This is a genomic window from Legionella sp. km535, from assembly GCF_003990085.1.
GTDB lineage: Bacteria > Pseudomonadota > Gammaproteobacteria > Legionellales > Legionellaceae > Legionella > Legionella moravica.
The window spans coordinates 73,651-94,119 of sequence record NZ_RZGU01000012.1 but is presented as its reverse complement, the minus strand read 5'-3'; the positions used below and the strand labels follow the sequence as shown (position 1 = coordinate 94,119).

The window sequence follows — 20,469 nt, the reverse complement described above, 5'->3', positions numbered from 1 at the left end:
ATAGCCCGATTGTTTTATTCCTTACAACGGATGATATTATGACTGTTAGAACTCGATTTGCTCCAAGCCCTACTGGATTTTTACATGTGGGAGGAGTAAGAACAGCCTTATTCTCCTGGTTATATGCCAAACGTCATCAGGGTCAGTTTATTCTAAGAATAGAAGATACTGATAGAGAGCGGTCTACGCAAGAGTCAGTTCAGGCTATTTTAGATGGCATGGCCTGGTTGGGCATGAATTGTGATGAGGGGCCTTTTTATCAGACTGATCGCTATACCCGTTACCTTGAGGTAGCGCAGCAATTTCTGGATGAAGGCAAGGCTTATCGTTGTGTTTGCAGTAAAGAGCGGCTTGAGTCGCTTCGTGAGTCGCAATTAGCTGCTAAATTAAAGCCTCGCTATGATGGCCATTGCCGTAATAAAAATCTGCCTGAGTCCGATGCTCCTTTCGTTATTCGCTTCAAGAACCCTGATAGTGGTATGGTTTCATTTAAAGATGAAGTGTACGGCGATATCCATGTTGATAATAATGAATTGGACGATTTAATTTTAGTTCGATCCGATGGGCATCCCACGTACAATTTTGCTGTAGTCATTGATGATTTGGATATGAATATTACGCATGTGATTCGCGGTGATGATCATATTAATAACACACCAAGGCAAATTAATTTATTTAAAGCATTGAATGCCCCGATTCCAGTTTTTGCTCATTTGCCAATGATATTAGGCGATGATGGTAAGCGTTTGTCCAAAAGACATGGTGCTGTAGGGGTGATGCAGTTTAAAGAATTAGGGATTTTACCGCATGCCTTGTTAAATTATTTGGTTCGCCTGGGGTGGTCGAATGGCGATCAGGAAATCTTTAGTGTTGAGGAAATGATCTCTTGTTTTGATTTAAAGAATGTGAGCAGGGGAGTATCGAGCTTTAACTACGATAAATTATATTGGTTGAATCAACACTATCAAAAAAGTGATGATCCCGATTCTGTGGCACAAGCGTTGAGTTGGCATTTTGAGCAGGCGGGTATCGATTTAAGCAAAGGGCCACAGCTTAAGGATTTGGTCGTGACTCAGGCTGAACGGTGTAAGTCATTGGCTGAAATGTGTGCCATGAGTCTTTACTTTTATACCGATTCAATTGAATACGATGAAGATGCAGTTAAAAAGCATTTACGTCCTGTTATTCTGGAGCCTCTGGCAGCACTCTATGAACGTTTGAAAGAAGTAAATGATTGGCAAAAAGATCATCTTCAGGAATGCATTAACGACATTAGCGCGCAATTTGATATTAATATGGGAAAAATTGCTCAGCCATTGCGAGTAGCGGTTACAGGAACGAGCATGTCTCCTTCCATTGATATGACATTGACTTTATTAGGTAAACAACGTGTTTTAAGCCGTTTGGAACAAGCTCTTGAGAAAATACGGTTGAGAGCCAGCGCACAATAATCCTTCAATTTTGTCCGGGGTTGAGAAGGGTCTTCCCCTCGACCCCGGAACGTTCTGTATACGTTCTCTGTACATGACAAAAAAACGGTCATGCCCGCGCCAGGCGGGCAACCATTTGGCATTCGACCCTGAAGTAAATTGAGATAGCTCGCTGGCATACCATTTTGGCAACACACGGATGGCTTGGCTGAAGAATTCACCAAAAAATATCCTGTTCATCATTTGGATTCTTATGAAATTCACGTTGATGTTTATGAAGCCATAATCAGAGAAAATCGTATCTAAAAGTGGAACTGTCAATGGAAAATAAATTTCATTGAGCAAAACAATCTTCAGTGGCTTGACCTTGGCATCGGTTTATTTTGATGGATGGTTGCCCGCCTGCGCGGGCATGACCGTTTTTTGTCTTGTACAGAGGTATACGCCTTTAAAAAACATTAATTATTTCAAAGTACTGTAGTAACTTCAGAACAATTCAAGTTAATATAAATGAACATTTAATTGAATTTGTACTGAAGACCGGAACATAAATCATGAAGATAAAATCAAGTATTTGCAGACTTGCCCTGGTTGCATCATTAATATCGACATCTAGCTACGCAGACTCCAGTTCTGTGGACACTGAATTAAAACAACAGATGCAGAAGGTAGTGGATAATTATTATAAACAATACAGTGATAAGGAATTATTTACTGCAATGGCTGCCTCAGTACTTATTCCTCACAATAAGCAGACAGATATTAAAAATACCATCACTGTAGTCAAAGGAACAATGGGTTTTCCTCCATTCAATCAGGAAATAACGCCCAATAGTTTATTTGATATAGGCAGTATTACTAAATCCTTTACTTCTTTAATTTTGTTGCAATTACAGACAGAAGGCGTGTTGTCGCTCGATGATACTTTGGACAAATGGTTGCCTCAGTATCCTAACTGGAAAGAGGTGACTCTTCGCCAGCTTTTGAATATGACCAGTGGTATTCCAAATTACTCGGAAGATCCGGGGTTTGCTAAAAAAATGATGAGTGATCTCAGCCATGTATGGACTGATGAAGAGTTACTTACTTATGCACATCCTGAACAAGTCCTCAAGGTGAATCATGTCAATCGCTATGAATATTGTAATTCCAATTATGTTCTCGCGGCACTTGTTATTGAAAAGGCGACTCAGGATACTTTTGAAAATCAGTTGAAAAAAAGAATCATTAATTCTAAAAACAATCTGAATGAGTCTTTTTATCCTGCAGGGCCCAATGGGGTGACTGTGGGAAATGCTATAAAAAATCGACGGGTACATGGTTACTTTTATGATGAGGCCACTAAAAAATCAGTGGATACAATTAACAATGATTTATCCTGGGCTTCCTCAGCAGGGGCTATTGTTGCAACGGTTGAAGATGTAGTGCAATGGGTGCAATTACTTTATCACGGCACTTTAATTAATCCTGAACATCGGGAAAAAATTCTGAATGAACTGGAATCCGTAGTCTCTACAAAGACAGGAAGACCCATTGATACAGTAACTGCTGCAGATCCGATGGCATTCGGGTTGGGTGTTGCGTACCGTTATGATAATGAGATGAAGCAGCGTTTTTGGTTTTATGAGGGAAGTACTTTAGGCTTCAGAGTGATGTATTTATGGAGTCCATGTAATGACGTGACTACAGTTGTTGCATTGAATAGTAAAGGGGCGGAAGGAAATCCTGATTCGAAGATGGGTGATCATATTGGAACAGCGAATTTGCATCTGTATCAGGCGATCATGCGATTACATCCTGAATTACAATGTAAGGGTTAGATACCTGGGATATTTTCAATACATCGTCAGTTGACTCAACCGATTTTCCTCGATTTTATACTGAAATAACAGCGCTAAAACATTGGATCCCGCGGTCGAAGCCGCGGGAATTCGGTTGGGATTTGAGCGAGTGCTTCACATCGAATTTCCACGGCTTCGACCGCGGGATCCAGGACTTGTAGCCTGTTTGCTCGTAAACAGGATCGTGGTTTTTCAAGCTTCTAAATCGAAGCTTGTAGTTGGTGCATAAAATCCTGGTTGCGAGCAACCAGGCTTAACTAAATTTCGAATTCCCGCGGCTTTGACCGCGGGATCCAGCACATGTAGCCCTTTACTTGTTTACGAAATCTACAAATCTGCAACTATCCTGGCCTTGTCGTTGGAATTCAGTTGAGATATTTTAGAGTAAATTTACCCTTTTTCCTGTATTTAATATAAAATAGAGCCGATTTTGGTCGTTTCCATTGGATTATCGGGTGTTTTTTATGAAATTATCAAAAACTCTAATGAGTGTCTTTCTCGCAGCACAACTCATTGTTTCAGAGTCATGGGCAGGTTTCATCAGCACTGAGCCTGTAAAAAAAGATATCATTCAGTCTGTTATTGATGATTATTATAAAAAATACAGTAAAAAAGAACAATTTACTGCTATTTCTGCGTCTGTATTGATTCCTCAGAATGATCAAGATGCTGTTGACGAGATTAAAACAGTAATGACAGGTCACGTTGGGTTCCCCCCTTTTTCAGAAGTGATTACCTTTGGTCATTTGTTTGATATAGGCAGCATTACCAAATCATTTACTTCGCTGATCTTATTGCAATTACAATCTGAAGGTACTTTATCTCTTGATGATCCAATAGGGAAATGGCTGCCTCAATACCCTAACTGGAGTGAGGTAACCATTCGGCAGTTATTGAATATGACCAGCGGTATTCCAAATTACTCGAATGATCCGGAGTTTTGGAACAAAATGGAACATGATTTAAGTCATGTCTGGACCGATGAAGAATTACTCACCTATGCCCATCCTGAGAAACCAATAGAGCGGAAGGATACGAACCTCTTTGATTATTCCAACACCAATTATATTCTTGCGGGATTAATCATTGAAAAAGTAACTCATGATACCTTTGCGAATCAACTTCAAGAACGGATTATTAATCAGCACAATGTTTTGAATAACACCTTCTATCCTGCAGGGCCAGATGGAGTTGCGGTTAAAGAGTCTATTGTCGATCGCAAAATGCACGGCTATTTTTTGGATCCCTCGAATAATAAAATTGTGGACGCGTTTGTTAATGATTTATCCTGGGCTGGAGCCGCCGGAGCGATAGTCGCCAATACTGAAGATGTGATGCGTTGGGTTCAGCTCCTTTATCATGGCACCTTGATAGATCCAATCTACAGAGACAAAGCGTTAAAGGAACTGACCTCTGTGGTATCAATGAAAACAGGAAAACCCATTGCTACAGTCACAGAAGATGATCCGTTGGGCTTTGGTTTGGGGGTTGGATATTATTATGACCAGAAGTCAGGATTAAAATTTTGGACCTACCAGGGTAGTACTTTAGGATTCAGAGTCATGTACCTGTGGCAACCCTGCAATAATGTCACTACGGTTGTTGCTCTGAACAGTAAAGGAGGTGAGGATACCTCTGACTCTAAAATGGGGAATCATATTCTGGAAGCGAATATGAATTTGTATCATACGATTATTGAACACCATCCTCAGCTGCGTTGTGCTGTTTAATTGATCTTTTTGTTGAAGCTCTATGACCATCACGGTAAATAAAGAAACCGATAAATTCTTCCTTGCATTAGGCAAGGAAGGCAAGCATACCTTTATCATGTTTGGCGTTTACGACCAAAATAAAGTAAGTCATTTGCTTTGCCGGGTAGGAAAAGATATTAATGAGCCTAATCAACCTGGCGAGAGCCGATGTATGGCTATTGCCGGACGTCTAGCTGATGTGTTTTTTTCAAAGATTAAATCCAGACTAAAGAATGAGCGAATTTCGAGAGATAATCCGGGTAACATACCAATCAGTTATCAGGCTTATGACACAACTTATGAACATTATCTTGAGTTTATTGGATTACTTGAAAGCCTGCAAAATAAACACAATCGCTATTTATGCTATAAGCCGAGAAAACAAGAAGGGAATCACATTGAGTTGACTAAATCTTCTCAGTTGATAATGAACACTCAAAGCGTTCATGAGGGTATTAAAAAGAATATTGAAGAATTTTCTATTGATAACACCTGTCGGCATACGGCTATCAAGCTTGTTGAGGAAGTTCAAAAAGTTCCTGTATCTTCTCTGGTATCCTCTAATTTTTTTACTGATTTACCTTACAGAACACAACTTGTTTATGGAAAACCCAGCATGGACATTCCATTCTATGTATTGCCCATGTCGCCAGATGCTTATCCTGATCTAAGCGCAGTACAAAAATCCATAATAGAAAAGCTCTATGCTCGGATGGAGCGTTTGGTTTTGCTCGAACCTGCTTCTGCACAAACCGTAAATAAATTTAATAGTATTAAAACTGAGTACACTCAGATCGTTGGACCCCAAAGAGAATTTAATCTGGAGCAATTACTGCAAAGCATCCAAACATGGAAAGAACGGGATAAATCCATTTTAAATTCGTTGCGAACAACTTATTTTTGGGATGCTTTTTTTACACGAACTTCAGCGACTATGATGATGATCAACGAGATTGAGCACAGACTGATTACGCAAAACAAAAGAAATTCAATGTAATCAATCTAAGAGAACCTCGCATTATTGTACCGTTCTTTCCGTTGTTCCTTGGTCATACCCTTTATATCTGAGATGATCATTATTGATAACTGTACCTCAGGAATGATTCACGTGACTTTGGTAATTCTTTGATACACAGCAAACACTGTTCAATGGAATTGCACTTGCCTTCATTCCTGTTATGCTACATTTAGAATTGGAACTGATTTCTAACGGTACACCATAAATACCCCGTGTGCCCCATTATCAAAGGAGTGACTGTGAAACTATATTATTACAAAGGTGCCTGCTCTCTGGTTGTTCGCATCATCATGAATGAAATGGGAATAGACTTTCAGGATGAAGAGGTAGATCTGCGAGCTAAAAAAACAGCGAGCGGAGCGGATTTCCTAGAGATTAATGCCAAAGGTGCCGTACCTGTTTTAGGTCTTGATAACGGTGATGTGATTACGGAAAATCAGGTTATTTTACAATACCTGACAGACATCACTCCAGGACAAGAGCTGTTAGCTCCTGTTGGCGACATGAAACGTTATCATACTTTAGAATGGCTGAACTATGTTTCTACAGAACTACATAAAACTCTCGGGATGTTTTTTGTCCCTATGGTTACTGATGAATTTAAATCAAAAATATTAATTCCCATGGCGATGTTTAAATTAAGGCATGTAGAACAGCATTTATCTCGTAATACGTATCTCATGGGTGATCATTTTACGTTACCTGATGCGTATCTCTTTGTCGTTTTAATGTGGGCAAAGAGTTTTACACTGGATTTCTCTGCCTATCCCAGTTTGACCAAATACATGGAGTACATTCAAAGCAGACCTGCGGTTATGAAGTCTTTGAAACAGGAAGGGTTTTAGGTTAACTCAGGAGCAAGCATGATGTCTCTTAATTTTGATACTCTTTTGTCTTATTGGTCCTTGCCGGCAATAGAGATCAATATCATGGTGCTGATGAATCTGCTGGGCTCATTAATTCTGGGATTAATCGTAGGCTATGAGCGCTCATATCATGGTCGGGCTGCAGGTATGCGCACATACGGATTGGTGTGTATGGCATCCACTGCTTTGGTGGTTATAGTAGGTTATCCCAATTATTGGTTCGGCGGTTTGCATCCTTCAAGCACGCTTGTTCCTGATGTTGCTCGTGTTGTGCAGGGGATTGTGACTGGAATTGGGTTTCTGGGTGCTGGCGTTATTATGAAGGAAGGTTTTTCTATCAGTGGCTTAACTACTGCTGCTTCCATCTGGACTGCATCTGCAATAGGAATATTGGTTGGTGTGGGGTTCTACTTCTCCGCAATAGTACTCACCTTTTTGGCGTTATCTATTATGATGTGGGGACTTGGACTGGAAAAATGGCTTCCTTCACGTCATGCAATTGCTGTGTCATTAACCTTTAAACCAGGCGTCATTCCCGATAAGGAGGTTATACGGCATATATTACGAGAATGTGAGTATTCTGTGGCTCAGAATACTATAGCAATCACTTCAGTAAAAAATTCAATTGAGTGGCGTTTTGTTGGCGTCGCATCATCCAAAAAAACGACCCGTTCCATACCTGAACTATCACAGGCGCTTCACAAACTGGATGGCCTGGATAGTTATTATGTCGCATTTGCCAGAAACTAGAGAGTTGGTTGGTAGTGTCTATTCAAGTATTAGGGTCTATTGACAATTCAAGTTTCGACTTCCCGCGACTTGTTCGCGGGATCCAACTCAATCTTTATAGACGCAGTATATTCTTGTTTTGCGCAAGATCTATCGATTCCGCGAACAAGTCGCAGAAAGTAGGCTTGAAAATAATGAAATATCAACAGCCCTTAGTTAATAATTCACTTATTATCGGAATAAAGCAGTCGCGAGGATAGTGTACAAAAGAGAGATTGCTTCAGGAACAAGGGATGCGATGAATGGGATAGAGAGGAGTAGTCAACAGGACCAGGGTACATTAAATCAAAACTGTGTGGGATAAACGCTTATGAATATGCCTATGTGTATTAATTGAATACATGTTATAATGATTTTTTATCACCTGCTTGTTTGATAGAAATGTTGAATCGTAAAACTATCTGTATTATAAACGATAGATATTTCTAATTCATCTGGAGTTTTAGAATGCCCATTAAAGATTCATTTAAAGGTGGTTTGAACTTAAACTTCTTACCCAGTTCAGAGTTTGAATCTTTGGATAATAATGATAAGCAACAACGCTCCGGGATTATCGGGCGTAATGTCTTACGTTTACTGATGATGGGATGGCCAAAATCATGGACTGAATTAATCACATGGCACACTCTAAGTGCTGTTTTTATTGAACATGATCATGCATTATTGAAAGAATTTCGCGCTGCTTTTCAGCAGGGATTTGAAAACATATACGCCCAACTTAAAGGGCAAGCCCTGGATGCAAAGCAAAGTGAACAGGTGCAATTGTATTTAAGCAATTGTTTGTGCCATTTGCCTTATTCTGATCTGACTCCTTTTGAATCCATCAAAATTCCTCAGTGTGTGAACGGAGAATGGGAGCTTGTTGAATATTCTGTTAATCCAATCGAATTGACTGATGATAATCAATATACAGTCAGAAAAACAGATCGTGTTTTTGCTTATGGATTAGAGCCTATAATCAACAAAAATGCAGAATCGCATTTAATTTTTATGGGTACGAATTATCCAACTGGGCAAGGTTTTTTGCCCCAAATTGTTACCGATTTTGAAGCTTTTGAGACCGTTGGAAGTTCGTTGTATCTGAGTGGACGTCATCGGATTAAGGATTGGTTATCCAGACAAAAGGATAAAGTGCATGTTTGCGGCGCGAGTCTTGGTGGTTCACTAGGTTTGCTTCTTGCTGTTGATTTGGGCGAACATCTGTCTCGGGTTGATGCGTTAAATCCAGCAGGTTTGCATCATCTTGAGCCGAAGAGTAAGTACGACCAATGGGAGAAATTGACTTCAAAACCTCCCGTCATTATCCAACAGCAGGGAGATGATCCGGTTTCATTATTAGGTTTGTGGAAATCTGATTGGGAAATTCTTCATGTATCACCGCCACCAGAAAAAAAAGGTCCTAATCCATTCTGCGATCATTTTATGAATTACGCTGGATTTGCGGATACTGTATTTACTTATATGGATCCAGAACAGCAAAATGCAAAGAGAAAGACCCGTAATTTATTATTTTATTCAATAGGGCGAAGTGTCGTTTATTATCTGATGATAAGTCCTTATACACATATTCTTCGACCAGCATGGTATTATACTAAGGATTCTATAAAGTCAGCTTCTTTGATATTCTTGGCAGTGCTCGCTGGAGCTGGGGTATTGATTGGTTTGGCCATTACTGGAATTCTACCTCCCTTGCTGTTTATAGGGGCTGTTGCTGTGTTTGCTATTCTAAGTAGTTTATTCTTGATTCCTGCTGTTATGAATGCCGTTCTTTCGAATCAAACAAGCCTTGCACAAGATACGGACAACCAAATAAATTACGCTCAAATACATGATCCTGCTTTACCCAGAAACCCTGAAATGGATTTATACAATAAAGAACATCAAATTGAGGTGAATTTAACTTATAAAGAACTGCATGCCTATTATAAAGCGATGCGCACGCTGGTGAAAGAAAAAGACTACATACCTGCAGAGGATATCAAAAAGCTTAAGGGTACTGAGGTATCAAAACGGCAGTGCTTAATTGATAGCCAGGAGCCAGAAAATGAAGAACGTGTTGTAACTCTTAAAACAACGAAAGCTAAAGCCGTGCAGATTAAGCATACTTTAACATTTATCGACCAATTAGGTTTTGAAAATGATAAAGAACTTAAGAAGGCTTTGGATCTGGAATACAGGCATTATACTCAAGGGAAGATCAATAGTATTTGATCTGTCCTTTTGACTGTTCTGCATAGTAGTAGTTGTTTCAAGTTTTGTTTCATTCGCAATTTGCTCATTATTTTATTAAAATAGTGCCATTTTAGTTTAGGGCTTGTTGACCGTTTCGACTTTGCCCACTTCAGACTTATTCTCGAAATACCCTCACTTATTATAAGTCATCCTCGTGAATACGGGGATTCATGAATAAATGTGGATTTGGGTAGAACTCTATTTTAGCGAGGAACATCATGCATTGTTACCAGGATTTGATTGCTATATTTGATGAGTGTTTTGCCAATTCATACAACACCCGATTGGTAAAAGGTGATGATGAGCCCATTTACCTTCCTGCTGATGAAGTGCGTACGTATAACGCTTTATATTTTGCTCATGGCTTTTACAGCAGTGCATTGCATGAGTGCTCTCATTGGTTAATTGCGGGCGAGGAGCGTCGTAAACAGATTGATTTTGGGTATTGGTATATGCCTGATGGGCGCAATGCAGAACAACAGGCATTGTTTCAACAAGTTGAAGTGAAGCCACAGGCCATTGAGTGGATCCTTTCAGTTGCGGCAGGTCATAAATTTCGCGTCAGTGTTGATAATCTTAATGGTGTGGAATCGGATACAGACTCATTCAAAACGGCAGTTCATTCTCAAGTCATGCATTATTGTTCTAAAGGACTTCCTGATCGCGCCGAACAGTTTCGTACAGCGCTGTGCACTTTTTATAAACGTCCTCTTGAATTAAAGCCAGAAAATTTTGTGATCTCCGAGCTTTAATTCAGTTTACGATTTCTTGTTTAATGATGTAAGACTACGCCTATAGTCCAATCCAGATTTTGATCTGGTGGGATGTAATTTATGGATTGATCAGCGACTATGCCATAGCCATCAACCATCAGGGCATAATAATAAGCCGAGAAAAGACAATACTGATAAACGTACTCATCATCAGGAAATTGAGAGTTGAGTGAGTCCCATTGCTGATGACACACCTGGCTGTCAGCTTGTTGAAGCAGATTCTGATTGGTTAACTTGCTGTTTTCAAAATGAAACAAACTGCTGTCAGCCAGATTGGATATGCCACCGATGGAGTACCATGAGCCAACTGGGTTGGCTTCAAGCAAAGGTTGAATGACATTGTTTACTTTATGCACTTCAGTCATTAACCGGGATACTTCTTGTTCGCATGTTGAAGCATTACCTTGTCCTGATTCTCCATCTGGAAGTGGGTAGTTGTTTGAAAAACAGGAGGCTGAATTTAAAAATTGATGCGCCACTTCAGTCTGTCCGAGTCCTAAAAAGCTCTGGACATAAAGCGTGTGATGTTGGCCGTACAGATCCACGTCAACTTGAGATCGAGTGCCAATTTCTGAACTTTCTTGAATTGGGAAAACAATTTGTACCGAGGCGCCTCCCATATCCATTACACCTACAGTAGATCTTTTTTGAGATTTTTGCAGGGTCCCCAAATGATAATTAACCGAGAGCCAATCGTATAAGGCTTCATCATTTCCGGTAATAGTTTTAGCGTCAACAAGCTGCCATTGAGATTGTTGAGCGAACCAACGTTGCAATTCATCGTAATATTTTTTTTGTTTTGAAGCTGGAAGTAGTCTCATGCCTGCTGTGGCATAAAAATAAACTGGAATCTGTTTATTGGGAGCACCAGATAGGAGAGTGGTCAAATAAGCATCGATGGTGTTTGCATTGGGTTCTATAGTCGCAAAACCCGGTCTGATTTTTTTATTCCAGATTTCGTTAATATTGACCGGAGAGTGTGTTTTGTCGAGATCATATGAGTATACATGCAATCGGGATCCCGTACTTCCTGCATCGATTACAGCAATACATTGATGATCAGTACACGAATTATCAGCGGGGTAAACAGGGGAAGATACAACTATAAAACTAGCAATAATGACCAAAAAACGGAACATAGGATAATCCTCAGCCCAAGGTGTCCATATGATACATTGTGTATATTTTACTGTCAATAATGAAATCGTTGTTATCTGCCAGAAGATTCAATATTTTTATTTGACTTAATAATTTACTTTATAGTTTAAAAATAGTACATTATTGGTTTTATAGTATTTTATCAATAACCTTGATCGCCGGATCATCCTGGGATAGTCACCATACCGTAATCAGGTGATCGTTCATCTCGTTCAAGATGACGTTTTGGGGTATTGAGCAGATGCTTTTTATATTGTTGAACGTACACATTTATCAGGCATTAATCATGAAGTCGCAAGAGCAAAAAGGATCCTTATACGCCATATTATCCGGATTTTTGTATGGATTTATTGGTTATTTTGGACTCAGTGCCATGAACGGTAATTTATCAGCCGAAACGATGTTGTTCTGGCGTTTTTTAATATCCAGTATTCTGATTTTAATTCTGTTAATTCCTCAAATTAAAAGCATAAATGATTCCTTCAAATCGCTGTTTATCGCTTTTGTAGGTGGTGCTTTGTATTATGGGGTATCAACACTTTTATACTTTTATTCATCTCAGTATATAGGTTCCGGTTTGGCTATGGTTATATTTTTCACTTATCCGGTAATGATCCTGCTACTGAATTTTTTCGTTTACGGACAACCTATACCTCCAATCTATTATCTGGCGACTTTTATTATCCTGATGGGCATGATGCTTCTGGTTGATATGACTAAAGCAGCTTTTGATTTGGTCGGCATCTGTCTTGGACTTATTTCCGCTTTTTTTTATGCTTGCTACATCACTACCAGTAAGCGAAATAAAATTTCTCCCACAGTCTCAACTCTGATGGTCTGTTCAGGATGTATGATGACCAGCTTTTTTGTGGCTTTATGGGGCCATACGTTGTCAATGCCTGCTTCAGCAACAGTGTGGATTAATTTGTTTGGAATTGGAGTGATTGCTACCGTTATTCCTATTCTTTTGATGCTGCACAGCCTGAAATACATCAGCTCTGAAAAAGCTTCGATTTTGTCTGTTCTTGAACCCGTGTTTGTGGTGATTTTTGGTGTTCTTTTATTAGGAGAAGAATTAAAATCATGGCATGCACTGGGAATTGTTTTTGTATTGGCAGGGGCTTTAATCACACTGTACAGTCATCGAATCAATCTGGGGCAATTAAAATACTGGTTAATCAATAAATTACGCGCTGAGCAATAAGAGATCTGTTATTTTTGCTTTGCAGATTTGGTGTTTTTTGTGCTGAATGGTTAGTTAGTTGATGTTAGCCAGTTCATTATGGTTTCATGTTCAGTAGTCTTTAACAGTGCAGGCGCATGTCCTGCGTCTTCTATCTCAAAAACATCTACTTTATTGTGGCTTCGTTGCATTCTTTTGATGATTTCCGGGGTTAGTAGATCCGAATGAGTTCCGTGGATAACCAGAACGGGACAGCGTACCCTTTGCCAAACAGACCAAAGATCGATGTCATAAAAGATACCTTCCATCGCCTTATGCGGATGATGAAAAAATTCGGACATGACTTGAAAGGTTGATTTTGGATTTTTTATCCCTGGATCAACCTTGGCTATGAAACGACCCGGAGTGATTTCCTCGACACTGCGTGCGGTAAACTCTTCCCATTGTTTGTCTGTCAATGAGCCAAATCCAGTGAAATTCGTTTTATAGAATTGGGTTGCTTCATCTATGCTTTTAAACTCAGGTTCCTTTCCTGCGTATTTAGCAAGTCTGCGTAATCCAAAGATAGGAATTTGCGGACCTATATCGTTTAGTACCAGACGCTGAATTGGAGAGTGGGGCAACGCAGCCAGCATCATTCCTATCAGCCCTCCCATAGACGTACCTATCCAATCAAATTGTTGAGCCTGTGTTCTGGAAATCAGTGTATTCATATCTGAAAGATATTGGGTAAAATTGTAATGCTTTGAGTTTTTAAACCAGGAACTGTCACCGCGACCCACGACATCAGGGCAAAAAACATGACGTCCATTCATGCTGAGATAGTATGCCAGCGCATCAAAATCATGAGAATTACGGGTGTATCCATGGACGCAGATTACGGTAGGGAGTTCCAAATCAGAGGTTCCCCATTCGGTGTAAGCTACATTATGGAATCCCTCATCAGATATTCCAAGAAATCCGTGTTTTTTCATAGTGTTTTGGTTAAATTTCACTTAGAGTGTCTTTAATACCAATTGCCATAACTGTTTGAGCCGCAACAACCGTTATAATTGGTTCCACAGCAGTTACTGGAACAGCTTGCACCTAATGCAGAGATTGAAACAATTATTAAGGCCAGTATTATTTTTTTCATCGCCTATCCTTGCTTGTTTGTGTATTATAAATATACGACATGATTTGTAAATTTTCCAATAGTTTTGTATTTCGCCACTTTGCTGGGTGCATCCGACTATCTACGAATTGTCTATACCTCTTCGAAAAACCAGGCTGGATCTACTATCTGGATCCAGAGGTCAACGCCGCGGGAATTCGGTTGAGAAGATAGTTAAGCCTGGTTGCTCGCAACCGTCTCTTGATCACATCTTGCCCACGACTAGCGGATTTGATCGCTGAGCCAGGATGGCTGTGCTAAAACAGGGGATCCCGCGGTCACAGCCGCGGGAATTCGCATGATATGTGAGTACATGCTGCATTTCGAAATCCTGCTGCGAAGACCGCGGGATCCATAAAGTAGAACCGGACTGGTTTGTGAAGATGTGTATAAGATTCAGTTGTTCGCAACCAGGATTTTATGCCCCAACTATAGGCTTCGATTTAGAAGCTTGAGAAACCATGATCCTGTTTGCGGACAAACAGGCAACTCCCGCGGTCAACGCGGCGGGAATTTGGTTGAGATGGGAGTATATGTGGTATATTGCATTTTCACAGTAATACAAGAGCTGTCTATAATAGCTATCCTGTGAAAATGAATACAATTACCCCAGGACGCTATAACATTTATTATCTTGAACTATTAACATGATATTGATGTCTTGCGATAAGGTTAACGATCCACAACTGACATTATCACCAAAAAGAGAGTCTTTTCTGTAACCAAATGAGTAGACTTTATCCTTTGGTCCTCGTCCTGAATAGGATTTTCCTAAAGTACCATACTCCTTATTGTCTACAGTAAAACCTATGGCTATGGCATTTTTTTCCAAAGTGTTCACCGTAACTTTAATCGTATCCGCTGCAAACGCATGAAGAGAAAAAAGACCGATACCGATACAGCTCCATATTTTTGAGGTACGTTTCATTATATTCATCCCTGTATTTTTTATAGTACTAATAAAAAACTTATCAGAAAATCAGGGTTTGTCTATAGATAAAAAGTAATAAAGTTCAAAAACCTGCACCATGCAGAGTAAGTCAAGCGACCAGGAAGTCGGGAGTATCAATCCTATGCCTCGTTTAGAAATTGCAACCATTGCAGTTTCCATAAATCATAGAGAAACATTTGGTTTTGTTCCCGGCTTAAAAAAGGCTTTAGTGCACCACTGGATATGAATCGGTTATTGGCAATCAGAAGCAGCAGATCTTCAGATACTCCCTCCGTTTCCCACTCGCAGCCGTTAATATAAAGATGAAGAGTGGCAGTCTGCTCTTCCATGAGATATGCAAATCGACATGAGGCGTCGCGTACCATGTCGTTTTCTTTTAATTCGTTAATAAAAACAGGAATATCGACCCAATCTTCTTCATCCAGGGGAAGGGCTAATTGCTGTTCGGCCTGTTGATCAAGCCGGGTTGCAAAACAGCCAAACCAGGATTTCATTATGAGTTCATCATCGATTAAATGCTGTAATAATTGCCTGGCTTGTTGCCATGCAGGTTTTTTTATTTCCGAAGTTCCTTGTTGAGCAGACCAATCAGGATCACGATATAGCGATTTAAATAAATTCTTCTCCGACAGGAAATCTCCCAGGCTATCCCAGACCTCCTGGCCTTGATAACTTCTATAACCAAAAGAGTAGGTCATACACTGATCGGATAACGAAATGCCATAATGTCCTATGTGAGGAGGCAGATAGAGCATGTCCCCCTCCTCAAGGATGATTTCTTGTTCGGTATCAAATTCCTTCATAATCCGTAATTCCAGATTAGGGATGTAATTTTCCGGAGTACAGTTTTTAGAAGTCAGAGCCCATTTGCGTCGCCCTTTAGCCTGATATAAAAAGACGTCATAATTATCATAGTGTGGCCCTACGCTACCATATTGGGTGGCGTAGCTGATCATGACGTCATCAAGTCGCCATTGAGGAATAAAATCAAAATGAGTCAGCAAGGCATAGACTTCTGGAATCACTTGGTCAACTCCCTGAACTAATAGAGTCCAATGCGTATCAGGGAGCGTAGAAAACAGGGATTCTTCAAATGGGCCTCTTTTTAAATGCCATTGGTTTGGTGTGTTGGTTGTTTCAAAGACAATACGGCTTTCCAGGTCCTCTTCAAGTGCAAGACCTGCCAATTCATCAGGAGATACAGGATTGATAAAATCGGGTAAAGCACCTCTAATGACCAAAGGTTTTTTTTGCCAATATTCTTTTAAAAAAGTGGTTAGGTTGGGTTCTTTGAAATTAACCATTGGATTAATGACTTCCGTAATTTATGTGTTGGTAATATATACACCCTGAAATTGAGTTAGGCAAATAAATTTGCACGTTATTCCCCATTTTACAAGGTATCTCTTGGTTCAAGTCCTTAATAATTTGTTAATGTCATTGTGCTAAAGTCAGCCATCTTGTTATGACGCTAATGGTTCATTCTGCATAATAAACCTGGATATGAAGTATTCAAAACATAATTATTACGTTGAAATGATCGTTTTTTTACGTTCTGGTGATTGACTCTTTTAAGAGATATAGATGAGGTTATTATGAGCTATGATATAGAATCAAGAAAAAATCTTCATAATTTGATGGAACAATTAAATGAATACGCGCAGTATAATCAACCTCAAAATATCGAATACATAGCCCATAGAGCAAGAGCCATATATTCACACTATCAGTCAAATCCTGAACGAAGCTCGCTTGCTCGCTCTGAGTTTTTGGGGTCATTCTACCAATCGCTTAAAAATTATCAGAAAGAAATTGTCAAAGATAAATCCTGGTGGGGGCGGTTGATTGGCTTTTTCGGTTTTCTTCCCCATCATGAACGCCTCTTACAGAATGTGATTAACTCTGTTTCCAGTTCCTTTAGACAGGCTCAAAAACAGCAAGATGACGTTTTGTACCCTAATTTCTTTTTTCGTATCTTGCGATTTTTTGGATTTACTTCCAATGAGCTGTTTGAGCGCAAAAACTATAAATCCTATACTTCTCATGAACAATTAAAATACCTCTCCCATCATCTTATGGGCGATCAGCAATTAAATGCTCATGAAGTGTTGCAAGGCAAAAGCAAGGCAAGTGCTTACCAGCATTTCTCAAATGATTTGAAAAAATTTATAAAAAGCGCACAGAATACCCTGGATCCAACGACAACGGCGCAATTGCTTGCATTGAAAAAGAAGTTTGATGACGGATTTGTGTTGGCCAGTAAAATAGATTTTATGCTTATTATCGATAAGATGGATGAAAGTAAAGACCGTCGTGAGGAACTATTGCATGATTTAGCCTATCAAATAAAAGATTCTGTATACCATCTTGCCGTGGGTGATTCTATGATTATCCCTCATGGTTTTGGTAGCAAAGATGAGCGACATGCTACAGTTGTTGAGTGCAAGCGCATTAACTACAATGAGGTTGTGTTCAAGTTCATCAATACCGGTTTCGGTGTTAATGAAACAGAAAGCTACAAAACTATTTTTAAAACGGCATTTTTGGGTGACAACCGAACCCGTCCAATCAAGGTAAGTAGTCCTTTTGATATTGATTCATTGCTTAAAGATCGCTTTATTGAGCGATTATTAGAACCGGTAGTCGTTGGTGACAACGAGAACGGTGAACTGATGAATGCGCCACTGCTAGAATTGTATCGTGATGGAAAATTACACGATGATGAACAATCGTTAGCATTACAAACCAATGGAACCTGCGCTCAATCTTCCTTGCTTGCCTGGTTCAAAACACAGGTAACCGATCCTGTATTTGTGTTGTTTAATTCTTATATAGTCCAAAGAGCTCACCATCATCTTCACCGTTATAAGGGAACTAACCCGGATCTTGAGCCAGGTCTAAATGCCTTAAGACGAGCAGGGAGCATAACAGCAGAAAAGAAACAAAATGAGCTATTGGAAGCCCAGGAACATATATCAGCTGAAATTCGGCATCTGAGATCCGAACTGGGAACGATTTTAAGCAAAAAGGGTAAAGGAGTTCCTGAGCATCTGGATTTTACTGCTTATTATCAAAAAAAATGTCAGGGTAATAAATTAAGTGGCGTTGAAAAGGACATGATCGCTAATACCAATCCCTTGACTCCTGTAAAAAAACAACAAGTTAGCATGGCTAAAAAAGTGTTCAGTTTTATGTTGTTCCAAAATCCAGGTTCTGATGAAGAAAGTCACAAGATCAGTGATCGAGCTCAAAAAGCCATTCTGGCTAAAAAAATTGCTGGTCATACTGCTTATATTGAAACTGCGAGAAGATTGGTACCCTAAAGGATTGGGACTGTATCAATTCTATTTTTTAAAATTTAAATAATTTCTGAAGGGCATTGGGGCGATTTATCTCCGATGCCCTGCATTTTTGCTTTTCACTTCTTAATGATAAAAAGAAGAACCATTCCTTCATAAGCGATTATTTATGCATGCATTCTGAAAATAGATGACGTCATGGCTAAACTGTTTATGTCAAATTTATCAATAGGTTGGTTGTTTTGTTGATATAAAAATTGTGATCTGAGTATCTCTGTGTTCAAATAACAAGCTTGCCGGTCAATCTCTTTTCATTTATATTTTCTGCATTATTTTTAAAGTGAGTGGGGTTATTATGCCAAAATTGAGCAATTATTTGCTTCGGGAGCGATCATTAAAAACGTTTTTGCATGCTATGGGGATTGATCTGACACAGATAAGGGTATCCAGTTTGGACGATTTTTTTCTGTTCGACTTTGATGAGGTCGGGCAAGTAGACGAGTTTGCTAATAGATTGAACACAATAATCAATGCAAGCGGTGAGAATGAGGTAGAATCGATAAGACTTTTGCATCTTATTGACGCTGAAATCGCTCAGGCAACATGCGACAATCCGAGCATGCTTGAAACTCACAGGAAGTCATGCAAAGCAATCCTGGATGTCATTAAAGCGCAAGGGGCGCATTTTGTTTTGTCTCAGGAATCCGGTTTGTTGGAGATGGCATTGCCCGATCCTGCTTATGCGAAGATGCTGAATCTTTTAAATTATCCCAAACTATTTATTAGTACTGAAGGTAAACTTGTTTTTGATCTTAAAAAATACCTACAGAATGCGTCTGCTAATCTAATAAAAATTATTCAGGATGACTCCAGGGAATCTTCCTTGCTCTTTCTTAATAATAACGCTTTGCAAGCTCGCCAAATTTACTATGCAACTCAAACCTTGGATGATGGCCGTGTTGAAGTGACTCCCTATTTTTTTGTACCCCACGCCTTAACACCGCCAAGTTATCATTTTGTTCTTGATGTGAGTGGTTCCATGGAATCGGCACTGCCTGAGTTGAAAAAAAGTGTTAAATCACTCGCGAAGCAACTTTTTGACTTTCAACCGGAAGCAGAATTGACCATAACGACCTTTTCTGCAGGAGTAAAGCAAATAGGCGTCTATAAAGCTGGGCTTATTGAATTTTTGGAACGAGATGTAGATGCGCTTGTGGCAGAAACTTATACACCATTATACGAGGTAACTGCTGACTTTGTGGAACGAATTAGCTCCACAAACAATCATAACAATATACTGTTGTTTACTGATGGTCGGGATTATGGTTCAAAGCAAGATTCAGATCTTAGAGTTCAAAATTTAACAAGGGAACTGGCGGATTCTTTAATTGCCCGAGAACGAAATAAATTCAACATTATTAGTTATCAAATAGCCCAGGATAATTTAATGTATGATGTTGCAGAACTGTTTTTTAGTGAAGTAATTGAAACGTCAAGCGCTGATTTTGTTGCAGCGCAAGCAGATCCTGAGTCATTGATGAAATGGGCTGCAGCTCGAGATTTATTTTCTATACGTGTTGTCGTGACCGATAAAGTAGGGGATCAAGCTGTTAGACAGTATGGGCTAGGTCTTGATATGTCAGGCCAACTGATCAGCCTTGAATCACGAATTTGTCAGCCTGGTGAGCGGATAGATATTTCTGTGGCTGATGGTAGCAATACTCTTGTGCTGAAAGACTCCAAGAGCTTTATTGCTCAGGGGCCGGTAAACGAATCTGCCAATGAATCCAGTTTCCTTCCTAAATTCTTTTTGGATTGTGTCGATCAGTGCATTGAGGCTGCCAGAGATTATATAACCGATGTTGCGCGGACATGCCCAAGCTATTTTCCCACAGAACATCCTAATTATTGGCAAACCAATGGTCAGGTCTTCTTTGGTAAGGGATTGCCTGGCGGTTATTCTAACTGTACTTTACAGATTGCCAGTTCTTCTGTTCCTCCGCTGGGTTTATCTTAGTAGTTCA

Annotated in this window: 15 protein-coding genes; 11 read left to right on the top strand and 4 right to left on the bottom strand. The window is 39.6% G+C overall.

Annotation, left to right across the window (positions count from 1 at the left end; genetic code table 11):
* The first annotated feature begins 38 nt into the window (after positions 1-38).
* The 8 genes from gltX to ELY21_RS08630 all read left to right on the top strand — a co-directional run bounded on the left by gltX (position 39) and on the right by ELY21_RS08630 (position 10,679).
* Complete coding sequence (gene gltX / locus ELY21_RS08670; RefSeq protein WP_148111686.1) at positions 39-1,451, top strand: glutamate--tRNA ligase; 1,413 nt, start codon at positions 39-41, stop codon at positions 1,449-1,451.
* A 533-nt stretch (positions 1,452-1,984) separates the two neighbouring features.
* Positions 1,985-3,250: a serine hydrolase gene (locus ELY21_RS08660; protein WP_127108737.1), complete on the top strand. Its 1,266-nt coding sequence runs from the start codon at positions 1,985-1,987 to the stop codon at positions 3,248-3,250.
* Between the two features lie 485 nt (positions 3,251-3,735).
* Positions 3,736-5,001, top strand: coding sequence for a serine hydrolase (locus ELY21_RS08655; protein WP_127108735.1), 1,266 nt, complete (start codon positions 3,736-3,738; stop codon positions 4,999-5,001).
* 22 nt (positions 5,002-5,023) lie between these two features.
* On the top strand, positions 5,024-6,019 hold the full coding sequence (locus ELY21_RS08650; protein ID WP_127108733.1) for a hypothetical protein: 996 nt from the start codon (positions 5,024-5,026) through the stop codon (positions 6,017-6,019).
* A 260-nt stretch (positions 6,020-6,279) separates the two neighbouring features.
* Positions 6,280-6,885 carry a glutathione transferase GstA gene (gene gstA, locus ELY21_RS08645; RefSeq protein WP_127108731.1) on the top strand — a complete coding sequence of 202 codons (606 nt, stop codon included), beginning with the start codon at positions 6,280-6,282 and terminating at the stop codon, positions 6,883-6,885.
* Between the two features lie 18 nt (positions 6,886-6,903).
* Positions 6,904-7,656, top strand: coding sequence for an MgtC/SapB family protein (locus ELY21_RS08640; protein WP_127108729.1), 753 nt, complete (start codon positions 6,904-6,906; stop codon positions 7,654-7,656).
* 486 nt (positions 7,657-8,142) lie between these two features.
* A complete protein-coding gene (locus ELY21_RS08635) occupies positions 8,143-9,906 on the top strand; it encodes a hypothetical protein (RefSeq protein ID WP_127108727.1) in 1,764 nt (587 codons plus the stop codon).
* Positions 9,907-10,145: 239 nt separating this feature from the next.
* Positions 10,146-10,679, top strand: a complete 534-nt coding sequence (locus ELY21_RS08630; protein WP_127108725.1) for an elongation factor P hydroxylase — start codon at positions 10,146-10,148, stop codon at positions 10,677-10,679.
* Between the two features lie 20 nt (positions 10,680-10,699).
* Here the strand turns inward: ELY21_RS08630 and ELY21_RS08625 are convergent, their stop codons facing one another.
* Positions 10,700-11,839 (bottom strand): multidrug DMT transporter permease, encoded by a 1,140-nt coding sequence (locus ELY21_RS08625; RefSeq protein WP_127108723.1) that lies wholly within the window; start codon positions 11,837-11,839, stop codon positions 10,700-10,702.
* A gap of 305 nt (positions 11,840-12,144) precedes the next feature.
* Between ELY21_RS08625 and ELY21_RS08620 the strand changes: the two genes are divergently transcribed.
* Positions 12,145-13,062, top strand: coding sequence for a DMT family transporter (locus ELY21_RS08620; protein ID WP_127108775.1), 918 nt, complete (start codon positions 12,145-12,147; stop codon positions 13,060-13,062).
* Positions 13,063-13,112: 50 nt separating this feature from the next.
* On the opposite strand, the gene ELY21_RS08615 is transcribed toward ELY21_RS08620, so the two are convergent.
* From ELY21_RS08615 to ELY21_RS08605, 3 genes are all read right to left on the bottom strand, one after another.
* A complete protein-coding gene (locus ELY21_RS08615; RefSeq protein WP_233588692.1) occupies positions 13,113-14,036 on the bottom strand; it encodes an alpha/beta fold hydrolase in 924 nt (307 codons plus the stop codon).
* A 762-nt stretch (positions 14,037-14,798) separates the two neighbouring features.
* Positions 14,799-15,122, bottom strand: a complete 324-nt coding sequence (locus ELY21_RS08610) for a hypothetical protein (RefSeq protein WP_127108719.1) — start codon at positions 15,120-15,122, stop codon at positions 14,799-14,801.
* A gap of 143 nt (positions 15,123-15,265) precedes the next feature.
* The gene (locus ELY21_RS08605; protein WP_127108717.1) at positions 15,266-16,450 is read right to left on the bottom strand and encodes a cupin domain-containing protein; all 1,185 of its coding nucleotides are present in this window, start codon (positions 16,448-16,450) and stop codon (positions 15,266-15,268) included.
* A 291-nt stretch (positions 16,451-16,741) separates the two neighbouring features.
* Between ELY21_RS08605 and ELY21_RS08600 the strand changes: the two genes are divergently transcribed.
* Positions 16,742-18,469, top strand: a complete 1,728-nt coding sequence (locus ELY21_RS08600; RefSeq protein WP_127108715.1) for a hypothetical protein — start codon at positions 16,742-16,744, stop codon at positions 18,467-18,469.
* A 331-nt stretch (positions 18,470-18,800) separates the two neighbouring features.
* Complete coding sequence (locus ELY21_RS08595) at positions 18,801-20,462, top strand: vWA domain-containing protein (protein ID WP_127108714.1); 1,662 nt, start codon at positions 18,801-18,803, stop codon at positions 20,460-20,462.
* Positions 20,463-20,469: the final 7 nt, after the last annotated feature.